This window comes from Lacticaseibacillus baoqingensis, assembly GCF_003946165.1.
Taxonomy (GTDB): domain Bacteria; phylum Bacillota; class Bacilli; order Lactobacillales; family Lactobacillaceae; genus Lacticaseibacillus; species Lacticaseibacillus baoqingensis.
The window spans coordinates 1-26,603 of record NZ_RHOI01000037.1 but is presented as its reverse complement, the minus strand read 5'-3'; the positions used below and the strand labels follow the sequence as shown (position 1 = coordinate 26,603).

Here is a 26,603-nt window from a genome sequence, read left to right as displayed (position 1 = left end):
CCGTACAGAACTTGATTCAATATGCTCAAGGGCAGGCTATGTCCTAAAGGTTCAAGAGCCAGTCAATGTTGCAAGGTTACTACCGACGTAAGAATACTGGTGTTAACGGGACCAAATAAAATAATGAATGTACAACTATGAAAGGAAAAATATAATCCTTTACTAGTGTCATTAGACATTCTTCCACATTTTATATAGCAGGACGCCATGTCAGCAATCGAAACAATCAGTCAGTTAGTTTTATGGGAACGCCAAGCTCGCGGGCGCGGGTTGAATGAGGCACTGGCGAATTGTTATTGGCCAGAAGCCACCGTCACCACCAGCTGGTCGACCGGGAATGCGCGGGCGACTTTTGTCGGGCAGCGGCCAGTCGATTATGCCACCAGCTTGCCGTTGGTCGGCCGCTATGGCGCACCGATCGTCCATCTCAATGGCAAGCGCGCCTATGTCGAATTACCCTCAACGACTAAGCATTGGGTCGCATTAGGCGACAATATTGCGATCGTCGAATCATTTATGCGCTTGATCTATTGCGTCGAAAAACGCGGTGATGAGTGGAAGATCAGCGATATGACGGCGATCAATGAAGCCGATACCCTGACCCCGGAGATCCCTGGGACCGATTTGCACATTGATCAAGCTTTGGCCAAAAGTCTGCGCGCTTCATATCGCTTTTTGGCGTATACGCGGATCAAAGCCGGTGGGCAGATCGGCCAAGACGGCATCGGCGTTGATCGGCCAGAAACCGTTGCGCCAGTGTATGCCAAAGCCCAGGCATGGATCCAGTAGCCTCAAGCGAGGGGCATCGCAGGTAGTTTGAGCCATCATCTTGGCGCCTTGAAACCACGATTTGCGAATCGGATTTCAAGGCGTTTTTGGTGCGAGCTGTGGCGGGATAAAATGCGAGGCGAGTGGTGACTGGAAAATATTTTGCGTTACCTAAATATAGTTAATGCCATTGACTTTAATTTTAACGGTTTTTGGATTATAATTTTTGCAATAGCGTTTCAAAGTGTTTTCGTCACGCGAGTCTGGGGGGACAAATGTGAATATGGACATGACACATCCGGCCGCAACATTTGGGACGGGGCCGTTAAATACGCCTTTGTGGTTTGCCCAGTTGCTGATCACGTTCATGTTCGCGACGGGATTCATCAGCTATTATCGGCGGGTTTGGCAGTTGGCATTTGTGCTGTTAGCCGATAAACCGGTGATGGCGTGGTTAGTGCGAGCATTAATGATCGGCGCATCGGTAGGGATCGGCACAGGATTACATATGGTGGGGTGGCTGGTGTTTACCAATGCCACCGGGTTAATGTTTCACAACATGGGACTGTTTGTTTTAACGTTTACCTTATTGGATAAAGGCATCACCTGGTGGGAATATGGGTTGCGACTGTTAGGGATCGCCGATGTTTGGGCAATGCATCACATGGGCTATTTTGACCGGCCGCAGTTTTTGCTTTCAGTGGTTGGCGCAGGCATTGGGGTCGGGGTGCTGTGGCATTTTCGCGAGCAGATCCGCTTTACAGTATGGCGGCACATTGGCGTGTATACGCTGATCGGGGTCAGCTTTTGGACCTTGTTGCCGCGGCATTCAGCCGGCTTGGTGATCACCCCGCCGATCATCGTCCAAGGGTTGTCGATGTATTTGGTCATGGTGGTGGTGACTGCGATCACATTAGCGCGCGATCGTCAACTGGAACAACGTAATCAAACCAATGCCCAACTGGCGCATTATGACAGTTTAACGAATGCCAAAAGTGCCGCGATCTACCGCCGCGATGTCACCCGCTTTTTTCAAGCCGCACATGCTGGCGGGCATCAGTTAACGGTAGCAGCGATCGATATCGATCATTTTAAGCAGATCAATGACCATTATGGCCACTTGGTCGGCGACGAGGTGTTGATCGGCGTGGCCAAAACCATCGCGACTGAACTTCGGCGCCATCAAGGGCAGCATTCCCTATACCGTACTGGCGGCGAGGAGTTCAGTATCGTGTTCGTCGATGTCTCGCATGGGGATATGCAAACCATCGTGACAGCAGTGTGGGCGGCGGTGCAAAAACAGCATTTTGAAGCTGGCGATTATACGGTGCATGCGACGCTGTCCATTGGGGTCGCTGAATTGCAGCCGAGTGATCAGCGCTTCGATGATGTATATGCCCGCGCGGATGCCAGTTTGTACCAAAGCAAGCACAACGGCCGCAACGCGATCACGATCGGCGATCGCACCTTGAATAATCACATGAAAAAACATGTGATGGCCACGCGCACCTTGATCAGCCAAGATGTGATCGACACGCAAACCGCAGGCAAAGTGGTCGCCAAAGAAGTCTTAGTCGCCCGGTATGAATACGATCATGATCGGTGGAATTTTCCCTCGCGCTTCATGTTGCCGATCGATGTCCAGCTGAATTATATCCGTGACTTATTGACCATTGGCGATACCGATCAGATCATGTTGCACCTGACGCAGCGCCAGTTTGAAGATGTTGATACCCCTGAGCGCTTGCTGGCATTCGTGCAGAACCAGCCGCAACCGGTACACTTGGTCGTCGAGTTGGATCTAAGCGTCCAAGTCCGGGTATTAGCCGCTGAAGCACCGCGCTACCGCCGCAATGGTATCCAAATCGCGTTGGTCAATGTGGATGCGCGCCAACCGTTGGCGCAGCTTGAGCCGCGCTTGCCGTATATCGACAGCTTAAAAGTCGCATGCAATAGCTTGCGCAAACAATATCCGGTCGGGTTGGCACAGCATGATACCCATCGTTGGCGAGACACGTTGGCGCCTTATCACGTCAGCTTTATCATCAATGAGATCGAAAATAGCGTCGATGCTGATTTTGCCCAGCGGGTGTTGCACGCCAGGTATTTGCAAGGCTACTATTTCGATCGGCCGGAATTGCCGCGCTTAGCGTGATAAAACCACCAGCAGCGTCGCTGGTGGTTTTATTTGCTTTTTCGACGGAAATTCTAGGGCGGTGTATACTGAAGACTAAATCATCCAAACAGGGAGGACAAGCCGATGACCGCCACCACGCCAACACAAATTCAGCAGATCTTGCTGCGCTACAAGCAAGCTGTACAAGCGCTGCCGCTTACGCAACAAGCGTATGCGGTGATCTTAAAAGCGATCCGGGAATTGTATCTTGCGCCAGGGGAAGCGTTTTTGGAACGCGAGATTACGGCGATGCTTGAGATGAGCCGGACGCCAGTACACGAAGCGTTGATCCGCTTGGAAATGGCGGGCTGGATCAAAGTGATTCCGCGCAAAGGCTTCACCGTGGAGCCGATATTGGCCGACCCGATCCGCGAGATCTCCCAAATCACGGCTGTGTTGGATGGGTTGGCGGCGGCATTGGCGACTGAGCAGGCACAGCATAATGACCTAAGCGAATTAAGCGGCTTGATCGATCGGCAAGAGACGTTGATGTATGCCCATGATCTGCATGAGTACGTTGCAGTTGACCAGGAGTTTCATACTAAAATCGTGCAAATCGCGGCGAATCAGCGGCTGTCCAGCTTGATGGATAGTTATTCTGATCAAATGTATCGTGCGCGGCTGTATACGATCAAAGAACGGCAGCTGCCAACACATTCGATCCAAGAGCACCGGGCTGTGATCGCGGCGATGCGCGCCGGCAGCGGCAAGGCGGCAGATGAATTGATGCAAGCGCACCGTCATCACGGCAGTCGCGAGATCATCGCTATTTTGAAGCAAAGCCAGGAATAATGTATACGCTAACAAATAAATAGTATCATTTCAAATAACCACGAGGATTTTTGGAAATCCCCGTGGTTATTTGGTTTTAATCCCGTTTCAATAACAAACGTCAGTACGTTGACAAAATAATATGAAAAACAGGTTGACATTAATGTATACGCTAAATATACTGTACTTGTGTTAAGCGCTTACAACATAACCCATTAAAATACATGCGGAGGTCCTGTATTATGCGTATTGTCGAGATTAAGGAACAACCTGTACCGATCAGTTCTAGTATTCGGAATGCATACATTGATTTCTCTAAGATGAACGTTTCAGTCGTGGCTATCATTACTGACGTGATCAAAAACGGCAAGCCAGTCATCGGTTATGGCTTCAACTCTAATGGTCGTTATGCGCAAAGCGGTATTATTCACTCCCGCATGATCCCAAGAATCATGGCGAAAAAGCCAGAAGATTATTTGACCGATGATGGGACCAATCTTGATCCGTTCAAGCTGTGGAAGATCATGATGACCGACGAAAAGCCTGGTGGGCACGGTGAACGCTCTGTGGCAGTCGGCACGATCGATATGGCGATTTGGGATGCGGTAGCTAAGATCGAAGAAAAGCCATTATATCGGCTGTTGTCTGAACGCTATGGGGATGGGCACCCAGACGACAAAGTGTTTGTTTATGCGGCTGGGGGCTATTACCAACCAGGTAAAGATGACACGATGTTGCAAAACGAACTGAAGGGGTACTTGGCGCTTGGCTATTCTGTCGTGAAGATGAAAATCGGCAATTCGCTAGAAGAAGACAAGCGCCGGATCGAAGCGGCCTTGGAAGTGGTCCCTTCCGGCAAGCACTTGGCCGTTGATGCCAACGGGCGGTTGAACCTGGAACAAGCGATCGCATATGGCGAGATGTTAGCCCCATATGACCTGTTTTGGTATGAAGAAGCCGGCGATCCGCTCGATTTTGAATTACAACATGAATTAGGCAAGCATTACCACAACACCATGGCGACCGGTGAAAATCTGTTCTCGATGCAAGATGCCCGCAACTTGATCCGCTATGGCGGCATGGACCCAGAGCGTGATTATTTACAATTTGACTGCGCCTTGAGTTATGGCTTGGTTGAATACATGCGCACCTTGAAGATGTTGAAGGAAAACGGCTGGTCTTCTCGGCGCTGCATCCCGCATGGCGGCCATCAGATGTCCTTGAACATTGCGGCTGGTTTAGGCCTTGGCGGCAACGAATCTTATCCAGGCATCTTTGAACCATTCGGTGGGTTTGCGGATGATATCGCGATCGAAGATGGCTATGTCGCAATGCCGCAAGTGCCAGGGATCGGCTTTGAAACGAAAGCTAAACTCATGAAAGTATTGGAAGGTGTCGCTGAATCATAATTGGTTACGGATGCTGTTAATGGTTACAACGTTTCTGCAAGTCTACTTGTCGAAACAGCGGTCATTAACAGTATTTTTTAAGCTTATGTTTGTGATAATTTGAGCACGAGAAAGAGGTGTTTCCAATGAAAGCAATGATCACAAAGATGCGTGGTTGGTCCTTATTCACCAAGATCATGATCGGGTTTGCCTTAGGGATCATCGCGGGTCTGGTCATGGGCAAGCAAGCGACCATGTTCACCGTGTTAGGTGATATCTTGGTCAATTTGTTACAAGTTGTCGTGGCGCCTTTGGTCTTTTCATTGATGGTAGTGGCGATCGCGGATATTGATGACATGAAGCAATTCGGGAAGATCGCCATGAAGACGGTCGGGACCTATGCGGTGTACACATTGATTGCGGTCACTTTGGGCTTGAGCTTCGGTTTACTGTTTCATGTTGGGCAAGGGGCGAATATCAACGTTGCCAATGTGCATGTTTCCAAGCCCGCATCGGTCACGATTTCGGATACGATCTTGAGTTTTATCCCGAGTAATATTGTGAAGTCGATTTCTGAAGGCAACTTAGTGCAAGTGATCTTCTTTGCCGTCATCTTTGGCTTTTCCATCTTGGCGATCGGGGATAAAGGCAAGCCAATGTTAGACGTCTGCAAGTCGCTGGCTGAAACCATGAAACATTTTGTGAATGTTGTCCTCGGCTTTACCCCAATTGGCGTGTTTGGCTTGATGGCCAGCGTGATCGGGAAAAGCGGGATCGCCATTATTTGGCCTTATCTTAAGGCTATCGCTGCCGTGTATGCGGCTTCCGGGATCCAAACCATCGTCTTGCATGGCTTGATCGTGTGCTGGCTGATCTGCAAGATCCCGCTGGGCCGATACTTGAAAGCGTCACGAGAGCCGATGGTGTTTGCCTTTTCGACCACATCAAGTGTGGCCACGATTCCACTGTCATTACGGGCGGTCAAGCGCCTCGGTGTCTCTGATCGGATCGGGAATTTTATCATTACGATCGGCTCGAACATGAGTATGGATGGCATTGCGATTTATGAAGGGGTAGCCATTGTCTTTGCCTCGCAGATTTATGGGGTGCATTTCACCGTCATTCAGTTATTACGGATCATGTTGATCGCTGCGGTGACATCGTTGGGCTTGGCAGGCGTGCCTGGTTCCGGCTTGATCGCAGTTTCGGTGGTTTTGCAAACCGCGGGCTTGCCATTGTCGACTGTCGGCTTATTAGCCGGGGTCGATCGGCTCTTGAATATGGGTCGGATCATTCCCAACGTAACAGCGGATATTTCCACGTCAGTGCTGGTTGCCAAGTCCGAGCATGAACTTGATTTGCATCCGGTTGATCCAGATGTTGATCCTGTCGAATCGTAGGTGTTGGTTATGCATGCGATTGAAAAAATCATGGCGCATCACGCCGGGCTTGAAACCGTGAAAAGCGGTCAGATCGTCACTGCCAAGGTCGATTTTGCAGAGATCAATGATCTGTATTTACAAACCATCTACTCATTTAAGGAAATGGGGGGGACCCGCGTTTGGGATAACACGAAATGTGCGTTTGTCTTTGACCATTTTGCGCCGACGCCAGATGTGCAAAGCGCGCAAAATCACAAAGAGATGCGCGCATTTGCAAAAGCCAATCATTTCAAGCATCATTTTGACGTCGATAGCGGTGTTTGCCATCAGGTAATGCCAGAAGCCGGGTTGGTTTATCCTGGCATGCTCTTGATTGCTACTGATAGCCATACCACCACTCATGGGGCGTTTGGCGCGATGGGGACAGGCGTCGGGGCCACCGATATGGCCACGATCTTATTGACTGGCGAGTTATGGCTGCGCGTTCCTGAAGTGATCGCCGTCCGGCTCAACGGCACTGCGCCATTGGGGGTGGCCCCTAAAGACGTGATCTTGACTGTCTTAGGGACCTTACATGCGGATGGCGCAGTTTACCAGGCGATCGATTTTATCGGGGATTATGTTGACCACTTAGGCGTCGCTGGGCGCATGACGATTTGCAACATGGCCGTGGAAGCTGGGGCCAAGACGGCATACATGCAGCCAAATCAAGCGGTCTTAGACTATGTAGCCGCGCATGGCGTCGTTGATTATCATGTGGAAACCACAGATCCTGATTTTCAATATGCCCAGACGTTAACGTTTGACGTCAGTCAGATGCAGCCGGTCATCGCGTTTCCCGGGCACGTAGATGATGTACGGCCAGTGGCGGCAGGTACTGGGGTCAAGGTGGATCAAGGCTACATTGGCAGTTGTACCGGGGGAAGATTAGCAGATCTGGAAATTGCCGCTAAAATCGTTGCTGGGCGCCACATTCCCGAGTATAAACGGCTGTTGGTTGTGCCCGCATCGCAAGCCGTGTTGCAAGCAGGCATTCAAGCCGGCTATATTCAAACGCTGATGGCCGCCGGCGCCACCGTCACCGCACCTGGTTGCGGGGCTTGTCTAGGCGTGCACCAAGGGATTTTAGCCAGCGGTGAAACTTGTATCAGCAGCACCAACCGCAACTTCCCAGGGCGGATGGGTGCCGTTGATGCCGATATCTATCTCGCCAGTCCCGCCACGGTGGCCGCCAGTATCATTGCGGGGCAGATCATGGATCCGCGCGCAGCGATTTTGGAGGCGATCAAATGAAGCAGACAGTTGTTGGTCCGGCATTCGTGTTGGGCGATAACATTGATACCGATCAGATCTTTCCTGGCCATTATCTGGCGTTAGTCGATCCTCAAGCGATCGCCCAACATTGTTTGGCAGGGATCGACCCGCAGATCGCCGGTCATTTTCCGTCTGGTGGGATCATTGTTGCCGGGAGAAACTTCGGTTGCGGGTCAAGTCGCGAGCATGCGGCTATCGCGTTGCAAGGCATGGGGGCCGGCGCCATCATCGCCGAGTCGTTTGCCCGGATCTTTTATCGCAACGCGATCAATCTAGGCCTGCCGCTGCTGGTGTGTCCACCGCTGCATGGAGCGATCGTTGCTCATGAAACGGTACAGTTGGACTTGCTTTCAGGTATAGTCAAAACAGCCGAGCATACTTGGCAAGGGGAGCAGTTAAGCGGCATTGCAGTCGATATCTTGCAAGCCGGCGGGATCAAGCCCTTGATGCGGCAGCGTCTGCATCAAGGCGTAAGCGGATAATAAGACAGCCAAAAAGGAACCTGCAAGCAGTCATGCAGGTTCCTTTTTGACGGGTGCCAATGTTTCACGTGGAAACAAACTATTTTCCCGCCACCATTTCCAAGAATAACTGGTGAAAGCGGGGGTCTGCTGTGAGTTCAGGATGGAAAGCCGTCACCAGCAAGTGCTGGTAGCGCGCCGCGACGATGCGGTCGTCGTTGACCGTTGCCAGCACGGTCACAGGCGCTTCAACCGCCGAGTAATACGGTGCGCGGATGAAGACCCCGTGATACGGCGTGTCAAAGCCTGTCACCGTCAGATCCGCTTCAAAGCTTTCCTTCTGGCGGCCAAAGCCGTTGCGTTGAACGGTGGCAGGCAAGGCGTTCAAGCTTTCTGGCTGCGCTAATAAAACCATTCCGGCGCAAGTCCCGAACACCGGCAGTCCGGCTTTGATCTGGGCCCGCAGCGGCGCCAGCATGTCAACGCGTTCAAGCAGCTTGCGCATCGTGGTACTTTCGCCGCCAGGCAAGACGATGCCATCCAAGCCGGTCAGATCTTGCGGCTCACGCAATTCTTGTGTGGCGGCGCCTAATTTTTGCAGCATCGCCACATGTTCTGAAACGGCCCCTTGCAGGGCCAATACACCAATCACCATGGACTAGATCCCCCGTTGCGACATTTTTTGATCATCAGTCAAAGTTGATAGCTCGATGCCGCGCATTGGGGCGCCGAGATTCTTGGAGGCTTCGGCGATCAAGGCATAATCCGTCGGGTGGGCGGTGGCGGTGACGATGGCCTTAGCAAACTTTTCTGGGTTGTCAGACTTGAAGATCCCAGAACCGACGAAAATGCCGTCAGCGCCCAGGTTCATCATTAAAGCAGCATCAGCTGGCGTCGCCACGCCACCGGCAGCGAAGTTCACAACTGGCAGTTTGCCGGTTTCGTGTACGTCGCGCAACAGGTCCAGCGGGACGCGGAAGTCGCGGGCTAACGTCACTAATTGATTGTCATCAGCGGCGTGGACATGGGCAATGTCTTCGTTGACTTTTTCCATGTGGCGCACGGCTTCGACAATATTGCCGGTGCCCGGTTCGCCTTTGGTACGCAGCATCGATGCGCCTTCGGCAATGCGCCGCAAGGCTTCGCCAAGATCACGACAGCCGCAAACAAACGGCACTTGGTAGTCACGCTTGTCGATATGATACTTGTCATCTGCTGGCGTGAGGACTTCGCTTTCGTCGATATAATCGACGCCGATCGCTTCTAAGATCCGTGCTTCGGCGATATGGCCGATCCGGGCCTTAGCCATGACAGGGATGGAAACGGCGGCCATGATGGCTTCGATCATCGCCGGGTCTGACATCCGTGCGACACCGCCGGCTGCGCGAATATCCGAAGGGACGCGTTCTAGCGCCATGACCGCAACGGCACCGGAGGCTTCTGCGACTTTTGCTTGTTCAACATTGGCCACGTCCATGATGACGCCGCCTTTTTGCATTTCAGCCATTCCACGTTTCACTAAAGTTGTTCCTGTTTCTGCCATTTAGCTTCACCTCATCTTGTAAGTTGGTCTTAGCATATGGTAGGCTGAACGCAACGCCAACCACCAATTGGATGGTAAAAATACCACCCAATTAGACGGCAGCGGCTTCGTGAAGCTTAGCCAGCAAATAAATCATACAGAGCGTTTGATATTAGGAGGAAGCACATGAATTGGCAGTTACCGCAAACCCATCATCCCGCTTATTTGCGGGTGATCGCATTGATCACGACCGCCATTGATGCTGGCGAGCTGCTGCCGGGCAGCCGCTTGCCGGCGGAACGGTGGCTGGCCCAAACCCTCGGAGTGAATCGCTCAACGATCCAACGAGCCTTAGGGGAGTTGGTCAGCCAAGGCTTATTGACGCGCAAAGTCGGCAGTGGTACTTGGGTCAATGCCGATAAGTGGGGAGTCGCCCAACCGACGCGCTGGCATGATTATTTGTCCACCAATCGCTTAAGCGGCCCAGATCCGTTTTCATTGCGGCTGGCGGCATTGCGGCAAACCCCTGGTATGATCGACTTGGCTGATTCGACCATTGCCGCCGAACTGGCGGTGCCGCTGACGCCAACTGGCTTGTCGGTGGCGGCTTTGTATGCGCAAGAGCGGCAGATGGATATCACTGGCGACGCTGAGTTGAAACGTGCCGTCGTGGCGCGCTTGCAGCCGTTGTTGGGGGCGGTGACGCCAGAGCAGGTGTTGATCACCTCTGGGGCGCAACAAGCGTATTATTTGCTGTCGCAAGGGTTGTTAAGTGATGGCGATGCGATCGCGGTTGAAGCACCGTCATATTTTTATCAGCTGACTTTATTTCAAGCCGCCGGGATCCGCATCTATGGGGTGCCGCTGCATGCCGGTGAGTTGGATCTGGCAGCGTTGACGCAAGTGTATCACCAACATCATGTGCGCTTCTTGTTCGTCAACCCGACTGGTCAAAATCCGACTGGCGCGACGATGACGCTCGCCCAGCGGCAAAAACTACTCGCGCATTGTCGTTCCTTGCACCTGCCGATCGTCGAAGATGACTTGCTGGGGATCACCAATGCGCTGCGTCCAGCAGCGGTGCCGCCTCTGCATCGCTTAGATCCGGACAATGTGTTGTATATCGGCTCATTATCGCCATTATTAGGGCCGCATACCCGCATCGGCTGGCTGATCGCACCGCCTGGCGTAGTCCAGCGATTGGCGCAGATCCGCCAGCAAATGGAAGCTGAGATCAGTGTGTTCCCGCAAGCGATCGCCGCACAATTATTGGCTCAGCCGGATCTGGCAGCAGCGGTGGTTAAGCAGCAACAACGCCTCGATGAACGGCAAGCCGTGTTGGCGGCGGCACTAGCACCATTAGTGCAAGCGCGATTAGTCGACTATGCATTGCCTGCGGCCAATAACCATTTTTGGGTGACGCTGAACACGGCCAAACCTTTAGGGGCTGCAGATTACAGTCCCTTCTTGCACGCTGGGGTGTTGGTGCGGCCGGATTTCTTATTCGGCAGTCACCACAACCAAGTGCGGATGAGTTATGCCCGCTTAAAGCCTGACCAAAAAGCAGCCCTGCAAGCACGATTAGCACAGGCAGTGTATGCGATCGTTGCGCATGCATAACGGTGATGACCATGTCAGACAAGTGACGATTTTGTTCGTGGCCAAAATGGTGCGCAGATGCGATAATCAACTTAGCCATTAAGTTAAGGAGTGATCAGCATGCGTAAAGCAATCATTGGCCTCATCGTCTTGGTCATCGTCGTTTTTGGCGGTTACAAGGCGTATAGTTACTGGAATACCACCTACAATGGTGAGACCGCCTACGCGCAGGTGCCGGCAGCGGTCAAACACAAATCAAAAACTGACAGCGGCGCGGATTACAAGAAAAACGGCCAGCAAGTTTATTATTATGAATATGACTTTACTTGGGCCAATGCCAAAGGCGAAACCAAGCATGTTGCTTGGGAAGGTCCGGAAAGCACCGATCCGACCCCGCTGGCTAAAGGCAGTTATGTGACCGCCAAAGTTTCGGCTAAGCGCGTGACAAAAGGGATGCAAACGATCTCGGTGAATCAAGTCCCAGCCCAAGCGCTAAAAGCATTGCAATAAAATCAGCGCATCGTCCTCAGTGAGTGAGGGCGATTTTTTTGTTGGCAGCCGAAAGCAAACTTCGAGACAACAAAATGACGCCTCCCTGCGCTGGGAGGCGTCAAAACAGAAAGCGCTTTGTGGCTATCTATGAAAGCATCATAGCACGCTTTTGAGAGGGCAAACAGATAATTTCGGCACCTTAGGCAATTCTTAATCTAGCTTAAGGAACAGGTGGTGATCCGGCAGGTCGTGATCTTGCAGCAAGGGCTTTACCTGTTGGCGGAGCTTGTGATTGCCCATCACCGCAGCGTAGCCTGGCAGCTGCTTGAGCTGCGTCAAGCCAGAAGTATCATTGCCGCTGAAGAAGCGCCAATTCAACTCGGCCAAAAAGTTGCTGGCGGCAATCAGGGATCGGCCTTTGAGACCGGCGTCTTTGGCTTGTTGATAGACGATCGGCAAAGCCTGCGTCTGCTTGAACATCGTCGCCAAATACCGCTGGTAGTGGCCGAGATGCCCGTTTTTTTGCTTGGCTGAAAGCACTGGGGTGAGGTCTTGGGCTTGGGTGTGATAGTCAAACGTCTCAGGCGTCAGCTTGATCACGCCGTAGATGCCAGGGGTTTGCGTAAAGCTGGCCGAGATGATCTCTTTAGGCGTGGCTTGACCAGCCGGATCTGCCATAATGTCTTGGGCATGGATGTGCCCGGAAAACACTACCGGCACTTGATAGGCAGATAGCAGCTTGCGCACGGCTTCAGCGTTATTCAGCACCCACCCTGAGGCATGACTGGCATGGGGGTACAAGTTATGGTGCATGAAGACCAAGGGATGCTGGCCGCGTTTTTTGGCCACCGCCAGCTGCTGGCGCAACCAAGTCAACGTGCTTTTGCTCAGCTGCCCGCCAGTATTTGGCGCCAGGTTTGATGGCTGAATGGTGTAAATATTCGAATCAAGCAGCAATAAGCGGTAATCGCGGTTGAGCGTGATCGCGTAGCTGAGGCTGTTGGGGTCAATGCTGGCGGCATGTTGGTAGCCATCGGCAAACACCTGGCGCCACATTTTTGGGCTGATCTGCGTGACTTTGGTTTGCGCTTTGCCAGTGTACTTGCGCGCCCAGCCGTCATAGATGTCATGGTTGCCAGGGATCGCCAAGACATGGATCCCGGCTTGTTGCAGCGGGGCTAAGCGCTTGGCAATGCTTTTTGCGGAAGCCAAAGCGCCGTTGAAGGTCACGTCGCCGGTGATGATCACCGCCGTTGGGTGAGCCTTTAAGGCGGCATGGACGAAGGCTTTTATCGCGATCGGCTGATCTTGCATGTCTTTGCCGGCGGCGCTTGCTTTGACCCACCCCCAAGCGGTTTGGTCATCATGCAGGCTGGGGGCGATAAAATGCGTGTCACTAGTGACCCATAATGTAGGGCGGCTAGTGGTGGTCAAGGGCACTTCATGTTGCGGCGATTGCGGGTAAAAATGCGCCAAGCTCGCCGCAAAAACCACCATGGCTAACAGCGCGCCGATTACAGCGAGCAGTTTTTTCAACATCATTCCCCCCTTGATTTGCTCTTTAAGTGTAGCGCATCATGATAGCAAAAAAACACCGCATTCGCGAAGAATGCGGTGTTTTCAGCACGCGTCTGATACGGAGAAGTGGTGCCGTAATTATGCGCGCTTTTTGCGCGATGTGCCGGCTAAGCCGAACAACGCGCCCATCACAGCCAAGACCCCAGCGGCAGTGGCAAATGTATTGCCTTGGTCACCTGTGGTTGGCAAGGCTGCAGCGGTGCTCTTAGCAGCCGTTGTCACGGCAGTTGCACTCGGCGCAGTCTTAGCGGCAACAGCGGCCTTGACGGCCGTCGTCTTAGCAGCGGCTGGTTTTGCGGCGTCTTTAGTTGGGGTGGTGGTCGTGTCGGTTTGCTTTTCAGCAGCAGCCTTCTTGGCAGCGGCTAACCCATCAGCGTAGGCCTGATCGATCTTCTTGTAGTCGGTGTAGTCTTGGCCTTTCTTGTGGCTGTCCAAAACTTCTTGGCCATGCTTAGCCTTAGCAGCAGCGAGCTTTTGGGCGCGAGTAGCGGCACCAGCATCAAAGCCTTTGGCAAAGTTGTTCTTGTAGTTATCAGACTTGCCAGCTAAATCAGGCAGTTGCGCACCGGTTTCACCGTAGCGTTGGCCATCGATGAAGGCTTGGTTGGCTTCTGCTTTTTGAGCTGTCAACTTAAGGGCGCGCGCTGCGTTGCCCGCGTCAAAGCCTTGGGCAAAGTTGCTCTTGTAGTTATCAGACTTGCCAGCTAAATCAGGCAGTTGGGCACCAGTTTCGCCATAACGTTGGCCAGCACGGAAAGCGGTGTTGGCTTCGTCAGCCTTAGAAGCGGCGTCGATGGTATCTTGGCTAGGCGTCGTCGCTTGGCCCATGTGGTTGGCTTGGTTTTCAGCGTTAGCCTTGTCTTGAGCGGCGGCTAATTTTTGTGCACGAGTAGCAGCACCAGCGTCAAAGCCCTTAGCAAAGTTGTCCTTGTAGTTGTCGGACTTGCCGGCTAAGTCAGGTAAAATGGCACCAGTTTCGCCGAAGCGTTGGCCATCAACAAAGGCGGTGTTGGCTTCGTCTAACTTAGAAGCGGCATCAATGGTGTCTTGGCTAGGCGTCGTCGCTTGGCCCATGTGGTCAGCTTCAAAGTTAGCAGTCGCTTTGTCCTTGGCAGAGGCTAGTTTTTGTGCGCGAGTGGCAGCACCAGCGTCAAAGCCTTGGGCAAAGTTGTTCTTGTAGTTAGCCGTCTTGCCAGCTAAATCAGGCAATTGGGCGCCAGTTTCACCATAACGTTGGCCATCAACAAAAGCTTGGTTAGCTTCAGCCAGCTTTGTAGCCGCTAATTTAGTTTGAAATTGTGTTTGACCAGCTTTAAGGCCTGCAGTGAAGGCCTCTTTATCGCCAGCATACATTTTGTTAAGGTAGTCGGTTTGTACGGCGGAAACGCCTTTTAAGCCTAATTGCAAGCCCTTAGCGTAGGCATCTAATTCAGATGCGGTCTTGCCGGTTTGATTGGCGTTGTTTTGGTTGCTTTGATCGGTGGTTACCGGTGTTTCGTTAGTAGTGGTCTTACCGGCACCCGTTTGATCGGCGTTGTTTTGGTTGCTTTGATCAGTGGTTGCTGGTGTTTCGTTGGTAGTGGTCTTACCGGCACCCGTTTGATCAGCATTGTTTTGGTTGCTTTGATCAGTAGTTACCGGTGTTTCGTTAGTAGTGGTCTTACCTGCGCCAGTTTGATCAGCGTTGTTTTGGTTAGACTGATCAGTCACTGGCTTGGTGTTCAGCTTTTCTGACCAAGCGGCATGACCGGCAGCGTAGCCTGCGGCATAACCGTCGACATAGCTTGCAGAAGCGTTGGTGGTCGTTGCGGCGTTGGCGCCTAACTGGCCCACCTTTTGGCCTGCAGCATACCCGGCATCATACTTGGCAGCATCGACTTGTGCCTGGTTGATGCTGGTGACACTGCCAGCAGCGGATGCATTGACGGTTTGGCCGCCTAAGGCTTGAACGCTGAACAATGTTGCAGCAGCGATCCCTGCTGCGATCCATGTTTTATGTGCTTTATAGAGCTTTTTGGCTCCCCGGTTTTCTGTCATGATTCTCCTCCTATGTGACGCGAAAATTTGAATGTAAGTGTGGTCAATAAAAAAATAGTTACTTTGCCCACACTTGAAATCATTTAAATTATAGTATGGCCGCACATACTAGTCTACTAAATATCTCATAAAAATTGATTTTGTCTGAAATATAAACATAATTAGAATAATTAATTAAGCCAGAAGGATATATATAGTTACTTAAAGATTATCTTAGATAAAGTTGACTTTTATCGATAATGTTTCCTGTCATGACAAGTCCTGACACCAACAATTGATATAACAGTTGTTTATGACTGATTGCTGTCACTGAAAATGCCATCATGATAATTTTATCCTAATTTATAATTTAATAAACTATATATTGCGAGTTGATTGTATATAGTTTATAGTAATGTTCGCGTCAATCGCGTTATGGTATCCTTTGGAAAAGCAAACACCTTGTCGTCACTGGTGATACGACTGGCTTTTCTGCATGCTAAAAGTTGGTTGAACCAGGAGGACTGGAAATGGATCGGATCGAAGAGGCGCTGTTTTTGACCAAGCAATCGTCGGAAAAGCTCAGGTTGTTTCGCGAGATCGAACATGCGCTGCAACAGGAAATGCAATTAGATGGCAAAGCTGATCGGGCACAAGGGGCAGCTAAGCTTGATGAGCTTAACTTGCATCGAGTCGCGGTGCGGATGCAGAAAAACTATGGCACCGTGTATTACACCTACATGCACTTACTCAGAGACTTGCAGGCAATCGCAAAGAAACCGCAAGCTTCAAAAGAAGAACTGTTTGCACTTGGTGAAGGCCGGTTGCGAATGGCATTAGTGCGCTAAGGAGTGCCATTCGCGTTTTTACAACATTTGATCGCAGAAGACCTGCCGGATTTTAATGCGTTTATTAATTCGGTGGGATATTCACGCGTCACTTGTTTGCGGTATTTACGCCCATTGCGGGATCTGGCCAAGCAATTAGGACTGCGTATCGTCTATGAGAACATACAGATCATTGGTGATGAAGACCGGGTGCGGATCTTTTTGACCCTGATGTATTGGTCGGCAACAGATGGCGTTGAGTGGCCCTTCGTTAATTGCTCTCGGACGCAAGCGAGCCTGTTTGCGCGCCAAGCGGACTCAGAGTTCAAACTGGAGTATCACAGCCCGGTGCTGCAAGAGTTGCTGGCGTATTTTGTGGCAGTTACTCAATCTCGAGTCGCGCATCACCATCAGTTTTCTGAGTTGGTGACGATGATCGCCGATCCGGTGGCAAATTTATTCAAAAAGAATCGCGAGTTGACTTGGCCAGAGCAGATCAGCGAGTCGCAGCATCTTTTCTTAGTCAGTTTCTTATTGCCGATTTATTATACGCCAGGCGATCCGCGGTTGCGGGTCGTGATCGGTCGGTTCGAGCGCTTTAGTCCCAAGGCATTTGCACTGGCAAAAGCAATCATCGGTAATTTGCAGTCTGATGTGTTGCCGACCCAAACGACGAATCCGCAATATGGCGATGTGATCTTGGCCAGCACCCTTGCAGTGGTTGTTAGCGTCATGACATTGGGATTTGATCTGGGTTCAACGATCGCTTATGCATTTAAGCCGGAAATGTCAGCCGTCAAGCCTGACTCGCGCTTGCAACAAGCCGTGACACAAGCAACTGCTAAGGCCATCACTGAAGCCGATATTGAAGCGCATGGTGATCTATTACTGGATATGAGTACTGCATTATATGTGAACTTATTACAACTGCGCCAAATAACCCATCCTGCTAAGCGACTCAAGGTGGCCTTATTACTGGAGCCAGTTGCTGTTGGGTATATGGATCTGTTATTGTTCTTGGATCAACAGCCCTATATCGAATTCGTGCACGATCATTTTGAAACGGCTGATCTCATTATTAAAGATTCTGCTTTGCCGCTAGTGCTGGATCAACAAAAGCGACCCGTCATCTTCCAATGGGATCTGAATGCATCCGGAGAGTTGTTTGGTGAATTGTTTTATTTGATCAGATCCATGCAGCGAAAGCTGGCTGGTTAGGGCTAAAGAAAGCTAAAATCCCCCGCGATCGTGCCGTCAGGCGAACAATCGCGGGGGATTTTTGGTTAGACAAGGTACTTGCTGCCTTCGCGGACGGCCAGTTTTGTCATTTGCGGCCGGGTGGTGATGAAAGCGCGCACCCAGTCGGGATCGGTTTTGCTATATTGGCGCAGCGCCCAGCCGATCGCTTTTTGAATGAAAAATTCAGGCGTCGTCAGATCCGCGTCGATGGCTTGCGTTAACAAGGTCAAGTCGGTTTGGGCTTTGGCTTGCAGTTGCAAGGTGATGGCGACGCGGCGCAGCCAGAAATCTGCTTGCCCATAAAACCAGCCCCACAAGCAGGGGCGGTCGACCGGATGCAAGCACCAATAATCCCAAAACAACGGCCGCAAGCTGTCGACGGTGTCCCACCACGCTTTTTTCGTGACGAGCGCTGCCAGCAAGCGCAAGTTGTCTAAGTCATAATCGCGGACATGCTCTCGCGCTAACTCAATGGCGGCGTATTGGTATTCGCGCTGGGGTCGCGCATATAAGGTTTGCACGGCGGCCAAGACGTCAGGGGTACTCCAAGTGCGGCTGGCTTGAAGCAGCGGCTTGGTTTGGGCTTTGCGCTGAGGGGTTTTAAGGCCGACAAACGGAAACTGGTTGCGCATGTATTTGGCCATGGCTTGGGCGGTGGCGGCATCGCCGTATAAGGTGAAGGTGAGCATTTTTACTCCTTTAAGGTTGGGGGATCATGATCATCAGCTGATGGTACGCATTTTGTAATTGATCGGCTGATCAGGCGCCAGGCGGCCAAGCAACACGCCGCCGCGATAAAGGGCATAGTCGGTTTCGGGGTTTAGGTGTTGGAACCAATTGTCATCTTGAAGCATGTCGATTTTTGTCGTCATTTGATCACCTTCACGCCAAGATCGCGTCTAATTCTGCTTGCACACTGCGGCTATAGCCGCTGCCGAATTTGTCCAAGTGGACCATCAAGTAATACAGACGGTAGAAGTGCTGCCGCAAAGAAAACCCGGCAGCCAGGGGATGAGCGTGTTGATAAGCTTGGTAAAACGCTGAGCTGAAGCCGCCAAATACCGTGGTGATCGCCAAGTCGAATTCGGCATCACCATACCAAGCCGCTGGATCGATCAAGGCCGGGCCCTCTGGCGTGAACATGTAATTGCCAGACCACAGATCGCCATGCAGCAACACCGGTTGGCTCGGGTATGCGGCAAGCGTGCGGCTGATCACCGCCCGCACTTGCAAGAAGTCGGTGCGCTGATGCGGAGCCCAGCGGTGTTTGGCCACTAAGGCCGCGTCTAACACATCCAGGCGCTGATTGATGAACAGCTCCGCCCAAGAGTCGCTCCAAGGATTGGCGAAGCTGACACTGGTGCCGGCATAAGGCTGAGAAAAACCGAAGCGGCCAGTGGGGCTGGCATAAGCATGCAGTTTTGCGACTAAGGCTCCGAGCGCGCTTTGATCGCCATTTGCCACCGGCTCAAGATAAGACAAGATCAAATAAGCATCGCCTGCACTTTGCCCATGCGCGATCACGCGCGGAGCACGGATCTTGGCAGCGGTGAAGGCCTTGAGCCCTGCAATTTCCCCAGCATAAAAACTAGCCGGCTGGTGTGCTTGCACCAGCAGGAAAAACGTTCCTTGCGTCGTGGCCACCCGATAAGCGGCATTCACGTCACCGCCACCGACTGGCGTTACCTGGGTGATCGGGGGTAAAGGTAAATTTGCAAGCCATTTTTCTGTTAGCATCAGCACACCTCCAAAGCGGTTTGAGTCAAGAATAGCGACTTTTGGCGGCGGATGCAAAACAAGTACAGATACTAACACAGAATTACTGAGATGTGTCAGTTGCCCCACCGTTATTCACTTCTTCTTGGGTGGGGAGCCGCTGGCCGAGGTGATCAAACCGCGGGTGCACCTTGCGCCGATAAGCTGCCGGCGTACTGTTGAGATATTTTTGAAAGAGCCGATACAAAGACGCACTGTTGCGGTACCCCACTAAGTCACAAATTTCCTCGTTGGTCAGATCGGTTTTGATCATTAAGTTTTCTGCAACGGACAGTCGACGCCGATCGATGAGTTCTTGAAAACTTTTGCCTGTTGCTGTCTTTAATTTGTTGCTGAGGTAATTACGATTATAGTCAAATTGCTTGGCTGTGTTGCCAAGAGTTGCTGTTAAGTAGTTTTCGTTAATATAACGGATAATCGGCACAAGACTAGCGCGAGCGGTATCGGTAAAATTAATGACGCTTTTTTCGACGGTGGTGCGTAACTCAATGATTAATGCCGATAAGATCAATGCCAAGGATTGATTGCGCTGAGGTGGCAGCGGGGTAGTGAGCCCTTTTTGGATCAAGGACGCAATCAGATTTTTGGCAATGACATTTTGGTTCAAATCAAACAAGATGAAGTTATTGTGGAGCGTGTGGTCATTGGCCACATTATCGATAAGTTGTGACACGATATTGATAGAATCAGGGATCAATTGGAGTAGATCACTCACTTTTGGATCACTTTTGATCAAGATGTTCACAAGCACGTCATCTCTGCCGGTATAGTCGATCCGCTGTACGATTTCTTTGTCCATCAAGAGTAGTTCGCCAGAGTGTAAGACGATTTTTTCATCGTTGATATATTGCGTACAGCTGCCGGCGTAAACATAGTTTAGCTCGATGAAACTATGCGTATGTGCAGGAACATAAGAAAACCGATTATTCTTCGTCACTGCGATTTCGCCGTCTTTGAAAAAATTCCACGCTGGCATTTGCGGAATTGGATTATCAATGAAGTCCAAATCCATATAGTTAAAATTATTGCCACTTTCGAGTTGCTGTTGCTCGACATCATTGAGTGCGAACAGTTTATCATGCAAAGTTTTGGGCACCAAAATAACGCCTCCTAACGGTACACATTGGTGGTTAGTATACGATTATAACCTGTGAATATGCAATGTTTTTCGTGTAATTAAGATATTGTTAGCGGTTTCTCTTGCTTGTAGGATGTAAGTGTATTCAAGAGGAGGAATTATTCATGCAAGAGGCATCTAGCTTTTCAAAGTATCGCCCGCTTGCGATTGCATCGGGCATTGGCTCTATTTTAGGGTCCGGTATTATTGTTGGGTTGTCAGCTACTATTACCGTGTGGCAGTCTGGCTTGGGACTATCAAATGCGCAGGTCGGATTCATTTCTGGAGCATTAACTTTTGCGATAGCCGCTGGATCGTTACTGTCCGGCCAAATAACAAAACGCTTTGGGCTGGTTCGGTCATTTAACTGGATGGATCTGCTATATGCAATTGGTGCGTTGATCTGTGTGTTCTCTGGTGGTTATGGCATGTTGTTAGCTGGAGTGATCGTTACAGGCTTTGCGTCTGGGGCTGATCTGCCTATCAGCTTGACGATGATCTCCCATGATGCGCCAGATGATAAAACGTCATCCCAGCTGGTTTCATCGACACAAGTCTTTTGGCAGATCGGGGTCTTAAGTTCGTACGTTGCCGCCTTTGTGGTTTCCAAGATCACTGGTGCAACTGGTGCGCGTATCGTCTTTACGATTTTAGCCTTAGTTGCAGTTATCACTTGGTTATGGCGGACCATGTCGGCTAAATTCCGTCAGTTCCACGAAGAAGGGGAAAAACGTAATCAAGCCAAAGAAGGCGGCGCTGAAAAGAGCAGTAATGTTTCAATTAAGAGCGTCTTCACCGGCAGCGGGGCTGGTAAATATATTGCGTTCTTTACGTGCATCATGATCTTTTACTTAGCGTGGAACTTATTGGCCAATACGTTTGGGCAGTTTCAGACGTTCGTTTTAGTGCAAGCCAAGGCTAGCCAAAGTTTTGCTACTGGCGCTGGGATCGTGCTGAATCTGTTGGGCTTAGTAACGACGAGTATTTTTGCTTCACTATCTGGCGGCAAACTGCGCAACAAGATCTTTGTGATTGCACAGCTGATTCAGATTTTTGCGATGCTCGGGTTGGCAATGAGTAACACAAGTCTCTGGCCAATTGTTTTTGCTATCGGTTTTTATAACATCGGTAACAATCTCGCTGGTGAAGCAATGTATAAGGTTTGGACGCAAGAGTCCTTCCCGGTTGAAATCCGCGCATCTGTACAAGGCTTTATCAATGGCTTCTCCCGCTTCTGTTGTGGGCTGTTTGCAATCATTACCCCTGCTTTGGTGGTTCCATCTGCTATTCGCGGCACGATGTATGGTTTTGCAGCGCTTTTGACCTTTGGCTTCATTGCCGGCATCATCATGATGCGTTTGCAGAATAAGTACAACGTTCGTGGATTAGACGAATAAGCATGCTTGAAGGCTCATCGTGATCCACTGCGACGAGCCTTCATGTTGAAGGAGAGATAATATGGCATTCACGTTTCAAATCAATAATGACGTTCATTTTAACCATGATAAACAGTTACTGGCAACCGCGACCGCGGCTGCACCAATACTAAAAATGAAAACGATTACGTCAAAGCGACTAGTAAGCTTGACAAAAGATTCCAGTAAGCTTGGTGGCATTTGGACCAAGCCAGCAGTTGATCAGAACCTTGATCGGCCATTAAAAAAAGGCGATTCTTTGATCATCGACTTTGGCAACCACTATGTGGGCCATTTCTCGTTGCATATCGATTCCGTTGGGTCACCGATGGACGCACCGCTGACATTGCGCGTCAAATTTGCCGAGATGCCAGTGGAGTTGAGTCAAAATAGCGCTGACTACAAAGGGTGGCTCAGTAGTTCTTGGATCCAAGAGGAGCTGTTGCACCTGGATGTATTGCCAACTGAGCTCAAGTTGCCACGACGTTACAGTTTTCGCTATGTTGAACTGACAGTCGTTGATACGTCGCCAAAATGGCAAGTCAGCTTTAGTGATGCGCAAGTAACGGCTAAAAGTTCAGTTGATCCTGCTAACTTTGAAGCACCAAAGCTGAAGGATCCCGAACTGCAAAAAATCTACACCGTGGGTTTGAAGACTTTGGAAGACTGCATGCAAACTGTTTTTGAAGACGGACCTAAACGCGATCGCCGGCTTTGGCTAGGTGATTTGCGGCTACAGGCACTGGCTGATTATGCAACATTTGATGATACGCAGTTGGTGAAACGCTGCTTGTACTTATTTGCTGGGATGACTGCTGAAGATGGGCGGATTCCCGCTAATGTTTTCACCAGTCCGGCAGATACGCCAGATGACACGTTCTTGTTTGATTATTCGCTATTTTTTGTGTCGGTACTGAGCGATCTGATGCGCCATCAATTTGATTCTGCAGTACTCACTGATTTGTTCCCAATTGCAAAGAAACAAATGGATCTTGCACTGACGAAAGTGGATGATCAAGGCCAGTTGGTGCTGGATGATAATTATCCAGTGTTCGTTGATTGGTCCAATGATTTTGATAAGGGAGCAGCCGGACAGGCTATTTTGATTTATACGTTGAAGCAATTTATCGCTTTGGCGCAATTACACGGGGATGATTCTTCATCTTATATCGCGACATTGAAGCAGCTTACTGATTTTGCTCGGACGAGTTTGTACGATCAAAAAGCAGGATTGTTCGTTTCCGGGCCTAACCGTGAACCCAATATTGCCAGTCAGGTCTGGATGACATTGGCAGCGGTTCTGCCGCAAGCTGAAACCAAGGCACTGATGCAGCGGACAGTTGAAAAATTATTCCCTGTGAAGAATATTGCCACGCCGTACATGTATCATCATGTGGTCGAAGCGCTGTTTATTAGTGGCTTGAACGATCAAGCGGTGGCTTTGATGAAACAGTATTGGGGCAGGATGATTGAGCTTGGCGCTGATACCTTTTGGGAAGCCTTTGATCCCGATCGACCAGACTATTCACCTTATGGCAGTACCTTGTTGAATAGTTATTGTCACGCCTGGAGCTGCACACCAGTTTATTTGATTGATCAGTACCTATTGAAAGAAGGTTGAGGGCATGGCTGATAATAAGGTCAAACTCACTAAGGACAATATTCTGCTGATCGTTGTGGCAGGGGTTGCTTCATATCTCGATGCTGCTTTGCTGGTCAGCTTGGGGGTTGCGTTGCCGCTTTGGACCAAAGCAATGCAGCTCAACAGTTGGGAAGTTGGATTGATCAGTACCTTGTTGACACTGTCAGTGGCGGCAGGATCGTTTGTTGGTGGTTGGCTGTCTGATCGTTGGGGTCGCGTCACGGTCTTCAATTTTGATATTTTCTTTGTGGCAGTAGGGGCATTGATCATTGGTCTGGCAAGTAGCTTCTATGTTTTACTGGTCGGGACGATTATTGCCGGGTTGGCTTCTGGAGCTGATCTTCCAACGTCATTGGCGGTGATTTCTGAACGTATGAGCAAAGAAACATATGGCCGCGCAATTTCATCGACGCAGATCTTTTGGACTATGGGAATCTTGTTATCACAGTTTATTGGTTTCTTAACGGCGACTAACGCTCACAGTACTTTATTTCTGTTTGGATGGATCGCGCTGGTTGCGTTAATCAATTGGTGTGTTCGGGTATTTTCAAAACAGATCAAAGGAATTGAAGCGCATGTGGTGCCAGATACCGATGCGGTGACTGAAGTGGATGGTACGAGCAAAAAGCATTCACTGAAGGAGCTGCTCAGTCAAGGTCACTTTATATTGCCGTTAGTGTTATTAACAGTGTTCTATTTATTCTGGAATCTGCCAGCTAACACTTGGGGCTCGTTCGTCAATTACTTCTTGGTTACTGTAGATGGGCGCAGTCAAGCGTATTCAACGATCATTGCCTTGGTCGCCAACCTCGTATGCCTAGCGTTTAACCTGGTTTATGTGCGGCTTGCTGATACAAAATATCGCTACCCTGTGATGTATCTAGGGATTGCCATTGCGTTTGTATCTTTTGTGATGGCAGGAATCTTTAGCGAAAAATGGCAGGTCTTCACGATTGCCTATATTTTCTATTCAGGTAGTACGGTACTTTGCGGGGAGGCACTTTACAAGATTTGGAATCAGACCTTCTATCCAGTTTCTGCGCGAGCGACTATGACCGGATTTTCATATGGGATCGTCCGAGCATTGACTGCGGTATTCTCATTAGTAACACCGACTTTGATGGCTTATTCGCCAAAGTTGTTACTGTGGGTCTTAGTTGGATGCACTGTGATTTTCGGAACCGTTGCGATCGTGATTACGAATATGTTAAAAACACGTGGTCTGACTGCAACCGTGTCCACTAAGGGATGACTACACTGTAACCAACACAGCCAGGTCACAGCGCATCGCTTGTTTTAAAGACAGTTAAACTCGGCTGAAACACCAAAGAGGTTATAGTCCATGACAAAAGCGCCTTGGGGCCACGATTCGATGTAGAATCGCGGTACCAAGGCGTTTGTGTTCCTGGGGGTTGCTTTGTAGAACGCGACTAGACGGTGATGTCCTAGTCACTTTTTTGTCAGTACCGTTTAAGTTGCTGCTTGGTGCTTTGTCTGGATTTAATTTGGCAGCCCGACCAGTGGGATCTGTTCCCGGAAGCCGCCAGGAGTCGCGTATTCTTCTGCTAAGGCTTTAGGCAGGTGCACTTGCTTTAACCGCGCTTCAGACATGGTGGTGATAATGTCCGCCGTCCGCCCGGCTTTGAGCTTATCGGTAAATTCAGGGTCGACCAGTGCTTCACGGGCCATATAAACGCCGTCAGCATCCGCCAAAGCGGCGTCAACGTCTGCTGGAGTATGGACTTGAGAGCCGATATAAAGCGGCACATTGGCCGGCATAATGGCGTGGAACAGCTGGGCAAAGGTATGCGCGTGGCCGGCGGGCTTTGAGTCGTAACGATACTCAAGCCCGGTTAGCGACAGATTCAGATAGTCGATGCCGGCGGCGAGTACCAACTTGGTTTGCTTCAGCATGTCATCCACGGTGTAGCCGACGGTTTCACCATGGACTTCTTCAGGCGAAATGCGCCAGCCCACGATGAATTCCGGCTTGTTGGCAGCGGTAATGACGCGATGGAGTTCTTTGAGCACCGCCAATGGTAAAGCTGCGCGTTTTTCAAAGCTGCCGCCCCATTGATCGCTGCGGTGGTTGGAATATGCGGAGAAGAACTGTTGCAACAGATCATGGTTGCAGTTGTGGATCTCCACGCCGTCGAACCCAGCGTCAATGGCCCGCTGGGTGGCTTTGCCATAGTCTGCGATCAGCTCATCGACATCGGCTGCCGTCATTTCGGCGATCGGATATTTGATCCAAGGAAAAGTCATCTTCGACGGTGCGACGACGCGCAGTCCTTGTTGCGCCGGGATCGCCGCTTCGCGTCCAGAGTGGGCGATTTGTAAGATCGCTTTGGCACCGCGACTTTTCATCGCTGCCGCCAACCGGCTTAAGCCGGCAACATCCGCATCATTGGCCACACTATACTGGCCAGGCAAGCCTTTCGCGTTTGGTTGCGGGTAGGCTGCAGCGGTGACGAGCAAGGCGCCAAACCCGGCGCGGGCCTGCATGAAATCGATTTGCTCTTGAGTCACTTGCCCATCAGGGGTGCCACCGAGATCACACATTGCCGACATCATCAAACGATTGGCCACTTGGACGCCATTACCTAAGGTTAAAGCTGAAAGTGCTTTGGATTCAGTCATAGCTATCGCTCCTTTGATTGATACAAGTTCACGATATCACAATTTAATTGTGCTGATGTAATCGCTTTAAATCAATGCCACAACTTTGCTGATTTTGTGGCATACTGAACCTGTTAGGGAAGTGATGAGATGACGACTGAAGAAAAGGTGAAGCAGGCCTTTTTAAGGCTGATGCGGCAATCCGCATATACGGATATCACCGTCACGGCGTTGGCCAAACAAGCCGGAATCGATCGGCGCACGTTTTATCGGCACTTTGCCTCGGTGGCGTCAGTTTTGGCGGCTTTTGAAGGCGACTTGGTCAAGACTTTTTGCCAAGTACTGGCCGGTAAGCCGTTTGCTGCTGGTCGAGTGATCGCCGCGATCAATCAAAACATCACGCATTACTATGACTTTTTCGATGCCCGCGTTTTACAATCAAGTTAGCCACTATCATTAGCACTCAGACAAAATAAAAAACACCAAGTCGATACGACCTGT

The 26,603-nt window shown here is 50.6% G+C and carries 24 protein-coding genes; 15 read left to right on the top strand and 9 right to left on the bottom strand.

The window, feature by feature from the left end:
- Positions 1 to 207 precede the first annotated feature (207 nt).
- The 7 genes from EKM91_RS14120 (at position 208) to EKM91_RS12015 (ending at position 8,281) form a co-directional block, all read left to right on the top strand.
- Complete coding sequence (locus EKM91_RS14120; RefSeq protein ID WP_125754166.1) at positions 208 to 789, top strand: nuclear transport factor 2 family protein; 582 nt, start codon at positions 208 to 210, stop codon at positions 787 to 789.
- Positions 790 to 1,051: 262 nt separating this feature from the next.
- Positions 1,052 to 2,923: a bifunctional diguanylate cyclase/phosphodiesterase gene (locus tag EKM91_RS12040; RefSeq protein ID WP_125754165.1), complete on the top strand. Its 1,872-nt coding sequence runs from the start codon at positions 1,052 to 1,054 to the stop codon at positions 2,921 to 2,923.
- A 105-nt stretch (positions 2,924 to 3,028) separates the two neighbouring features.
- Positions 3,029 to 3,736 (top strand): GntR family transcriptional regulator, encoded by a 708-nt coding sequence (locus tag EKM91_RS12035; RefSeq protein WP_125754164.1) that lies wholly within the window; start codon positions 3,029 to 3,031, stop codon positions 3,734 to 3,736.
- Positions 3,737 to 3,957: 221 nt separating this feature from the next.
- On the top strand, positions 3,958 to 5,124 hold the full coding sequence (locus EKM91_RS12030) for a mandelate racemase/muconate lactonizing enzyme family protein (RefSeq protein ID WP_125754163.1): 1,167 nt from the start codon (positions 3,958 to 3,960) through the stop codon (positions 5,122 to 5,124).
- Between the two features lie 125 nt (positions 5,125 to 5,249).
- Positions 5,250 to 6,503, top strand: a complete 1,254-nt coding sequence (locus tag EKM91_RS12025; RefSeq protein WP_225419521.1) for a dicarboxylate/amino acid:cation symporter — start codon at positions 5,250 to 5,252, stop codon at positions 6,501 to 6,503.
- Positions 6,504 to 6,512: 9 nt separating this feature from the next.
- Positions 6,513 to 7,778, top strand: coding sequence for a 3-isopropylmalate dehydratase large subunit (locus EKM91_RS12020; RefSeq protein ID WP_125754162.1), 1,266 nt, complete (start codon positions 6,513 to 6,515; stop codon positions 7,776 to 7,778).
- Positions 7,775 to 8,281 carry a LeuD/DmdB family oxidoreductase small subunit gene (locus EKM91_RS12015; protein ID WP_125754161.1) on the top strand — a complete coding sequence of 169 codons (507 nt, stop codon included), beginning with the start codon at positions 7,775 to 7,777 and terminating at the stop codon, positions 8,279 to 8,281. The genes EKM91_RS12020 and EKM91_RS12015 overlap by 4 nt, the downstream gene beginning before the upstream one ends.
- Positions 8,282 to 8,360: 79 nt before the next feature.
- Here EKM91_RS12015 and pdxT read toward each other — a convergent pair whose 3' ends face one another.
- Both pdxT and pdxS read right to left on the bottom strand, forming a co-directional pair.
- Complete coding sequence (gene pdxT / locus EKM91_RS12010) at positions 8,361 to 8,915, bottom strand: pyridoxal 5'-phosphate synthase glutaminase subunit PdxT (RefSeq protein WP_125754160.1); 555 nt, start codon at positions 8,913 to 8,915, stop codon at positions 8,361 to 8,363.
- Positions 8,916 to 8,918: 3 nt separating this feature from the next.
- Positions 8,919 to 9,803: a pyridoxal 5'-phosphate synthase lyase subunit PdxS gene (gene pdxS, locus EKM91_RS12005; protein WP_125754159.1), complete on the bottom strand. Its 885-nt coding sequence runs from the start codon at positions 9,801 to 9,803 to the stop codon at positions 8,919 to 8,921.
- A 165-nt stretch (positions 9,804 to 9,968) separates the two neighbouring features.
- Here pdxS and EKM91_RS12000 point away from each other — a divergent pair, with 165 nt between their 5' ends.
- Positions 9,969 to 11,402 carry an aminotransferase-like domain-containing protein gene (locus EKM91_RS12000; RefSeq protein ID WP_125754158.1) on the top strand — a complete coding sequence of 478 codons (1,434 nt, stop codon included), beginning with the start codon at positions 9,969 to 9,971 and terminating at the stop codon, positions 11,400 to 11,402.
- A 99-nt stretch (positions 11,403 to 11,501) separates the two neighbouring features.
- On the top strand, positions 11,502 to 11,891 hold the full coding sequence (locus EKM91_RS11995) for a DUF1093 domain-containing protein (RefSeq protein WP_125754157.1): 390 nt from the start codon (positions 11,502 to 11,504) through the stop codon (positions 11,889 to 11,891).
- 192 nt (positions 11,892 to 12,083) lie between these two features.
- Here EKM91_RS11995 and EKM91_RS11990 read toward each other — a convergent pair whose 3' ends face one another.
- Both EKM91_RS11990 and EKM91_RS11985 read right to left on the bottom strand, forming a co-directional pair.
- Positions 12,084 to 13,412 carry a metallophosphoesterase gene (locus EKM91_RS11990; RefSeq protein ID WP_125754156.1) on the bottom strand — a complete coding sequence of 443 codons (1,329 nt, stop codon included), beginning with the start codon at positions 13,410 to 13,412 and terminating at the stop codon, positions 12,084 to 12,086.
- A gap of 117 nt (positions 13,413 to 13,529) precedes the next feature.
- On the bottom strand, positions 13,530 to 15,488 hold the full coding sequence (locus EKM91_RS11985; RefSeq protein WP_125754155.1) for an LPXTG cell wall anchor domain-containing protein: 1,959 nt from the start codon (positions 15,486 to 15,488) through the stop codon (positions 13,530 to 13,532).
- A 509-nt stretch (positions 15,489 to 15,997) separates the two neighbouring features.
- Between EKM91_RS11985 and EKM91_RS11980 the strand changes: the two genes are divergently transcribed.
- Together EKM91_RS11980 and EKM91_RS11975 are read left to right on the top strand one after the other, a co-directional pair.
- On the top strand, positions 15,998 to 16,315 hold the full coding sequence (locus EKM91_RS11980) for a hypothetical protein (protein WP_125754154.1): 318 nt from the start codon (positions 15,998 to 16,000) through the stop codon (positions 16,313 to 16,315).
- A gap of 3 nt (positions 16,316 to 16,318) precedes the next feature.
- Positions 16,319 to 17,512: a helix-turn-helix domain-containing protein gene (locus tag EKM91_RS11975; RefSeq protein WP_125754153.1), complete on the top strand. Its 1,194-nt coding sequence runs from the start codon at positions 16,319 to 16,321 to the stop codon at positions 17,510 to 17,512.
- Between the two features lie 65 nt (positions 17,513 to 17,577).
- Here the strand turns inward: EKM91_RS11975 and EKM91_RS11970 are convergent, their stop codons facing one another.
- The 4 genes from EKM91_RS11970 to EKM91_RS11960 form a co-directional block, all read right to left on the bottom strand.
- Complete coding sequence (locus tag EKM91_RS11970) at positions 17,578 to 18,222, bottom strand: DNA alkylation repair protein (protein ID WP_125754152.1); 645 nt, start codon at positions 18,220 to 18,222, stop codon at positions 17,578 to 17,580.
- 33 nt (positions 18,223 to 18,255) lie between these two features.
- Positions 18,256 to 18,405: a hypothetical protein gene (locus tag EKM91_RS13965; protein ID WP_164508579.1), complete on the bottom strand. Its 150-nt coding sequence runs from the start codon at positions 18,403 to 18,405 to the stop codon at positions 18,256 to 18,258.
- A gap of 10 nt (positions 18,406 to 18,415) precedes the next feature.
- Positions 18,416 to 19,270, bottom strand: a complete 855-nt coding sequence (locus EKM91_RS11965; protein WP_125754151.1) for a fructosamine kinase family protein — start codon at positions 19,268 to 19,270, stop codon at positions 18,416 to 18,418.
- Between the two features lie 82 nt (positions 19,271 to 19,352).
- On the bottom strand, positions 19,353 to 20,405 hold the full coding sequence (locus tag EKM91_RS11960; protein ID WP_225419522.1) for an AraC family transcriptional regulator: 1,053 nt from the start codon (positions 20,403 to 20,405) through the stop codon (positions 19,353 to 19,355).
- A gap of 146 nt (positions 20,406 to 20,551) precedes the next feature.
- On the opposite strand from EKM91_RS11960, the gene EKM91_RS11955 reads away from it, so the two are divergent.
- From EKM91_RS11955 to EKM91_RS11945, 3 genes are all read left to right on the top strand, one after another.
- Positions 20,552 to 21,823, top strand: coding sequence for an MFS transporter (locus EKM91_RS11955; protein WP_125754167.1), 1,272 nt, complete (start codon positions 20,552 to 20,554; stop codon positions 21,821 to 21,823).
- A gap of 61 nt (positions 21,824 to 21,884) precedes the next feature.
- Entirely contained in the window at positions 21,885 to 23,462 is a 1,578-nt protein-coding gene (locus EKM91_RS11950; RefSeq protein WP_125754149.1) for an alpha-L-rhamnosidase-related protein, read from the top strand.
- 4 nt (positions 23,463 to 23,466) lie between these two features.
- Positions 23,467 to 24,735, top strand: a complete 1,269-nt coding sequence (locus EKM91_RS11945) for an MFS transporter (RefSeq protein WP_125754148.1) — start codon at positions 23,467 to 23,469, stop codon at positions 24,733 to 24,735.
- A 248-nt stretch (positions 24,736 to 24,983) separates the two neighbouring features.
- Here EKM91_RS11945 and EKM91_RS11940 read toward each other — a convergent pair whose 3' ends face one another.
- Positions 24,984 to 26,123 (bottom strand): oxidoreductase, encoded by a 1,140-nt coding sequence (locus EKM91_RS11940; RefSeq protein WP_125754147.1) that lies wholly within the window; start codon positions 26,121 to 26,123, stop codon positions 24,984 to 24,986.
- A 129-nt stretch (positions 26,124 to 26,252) separates the two neighbouring features.
- Here EKM91_RS11940 and EKM91_RS11935 point away from each other — a divergent pair, with 129 nt between their 5' ends.
- Positions 26,253 to 26,549, top strand: coding sequence for a TetR/AcrR family transcriptional regulator (locus tag EKM91_RS11935; RefSeq protein WP_125754146.1), 297 nt, complete (start codon positions 26,253 to 26,255; stop codon positions 26,547 to 26,549).
- Positions 26,550 to 26,603: the final 54 nt, after the last annotated feature.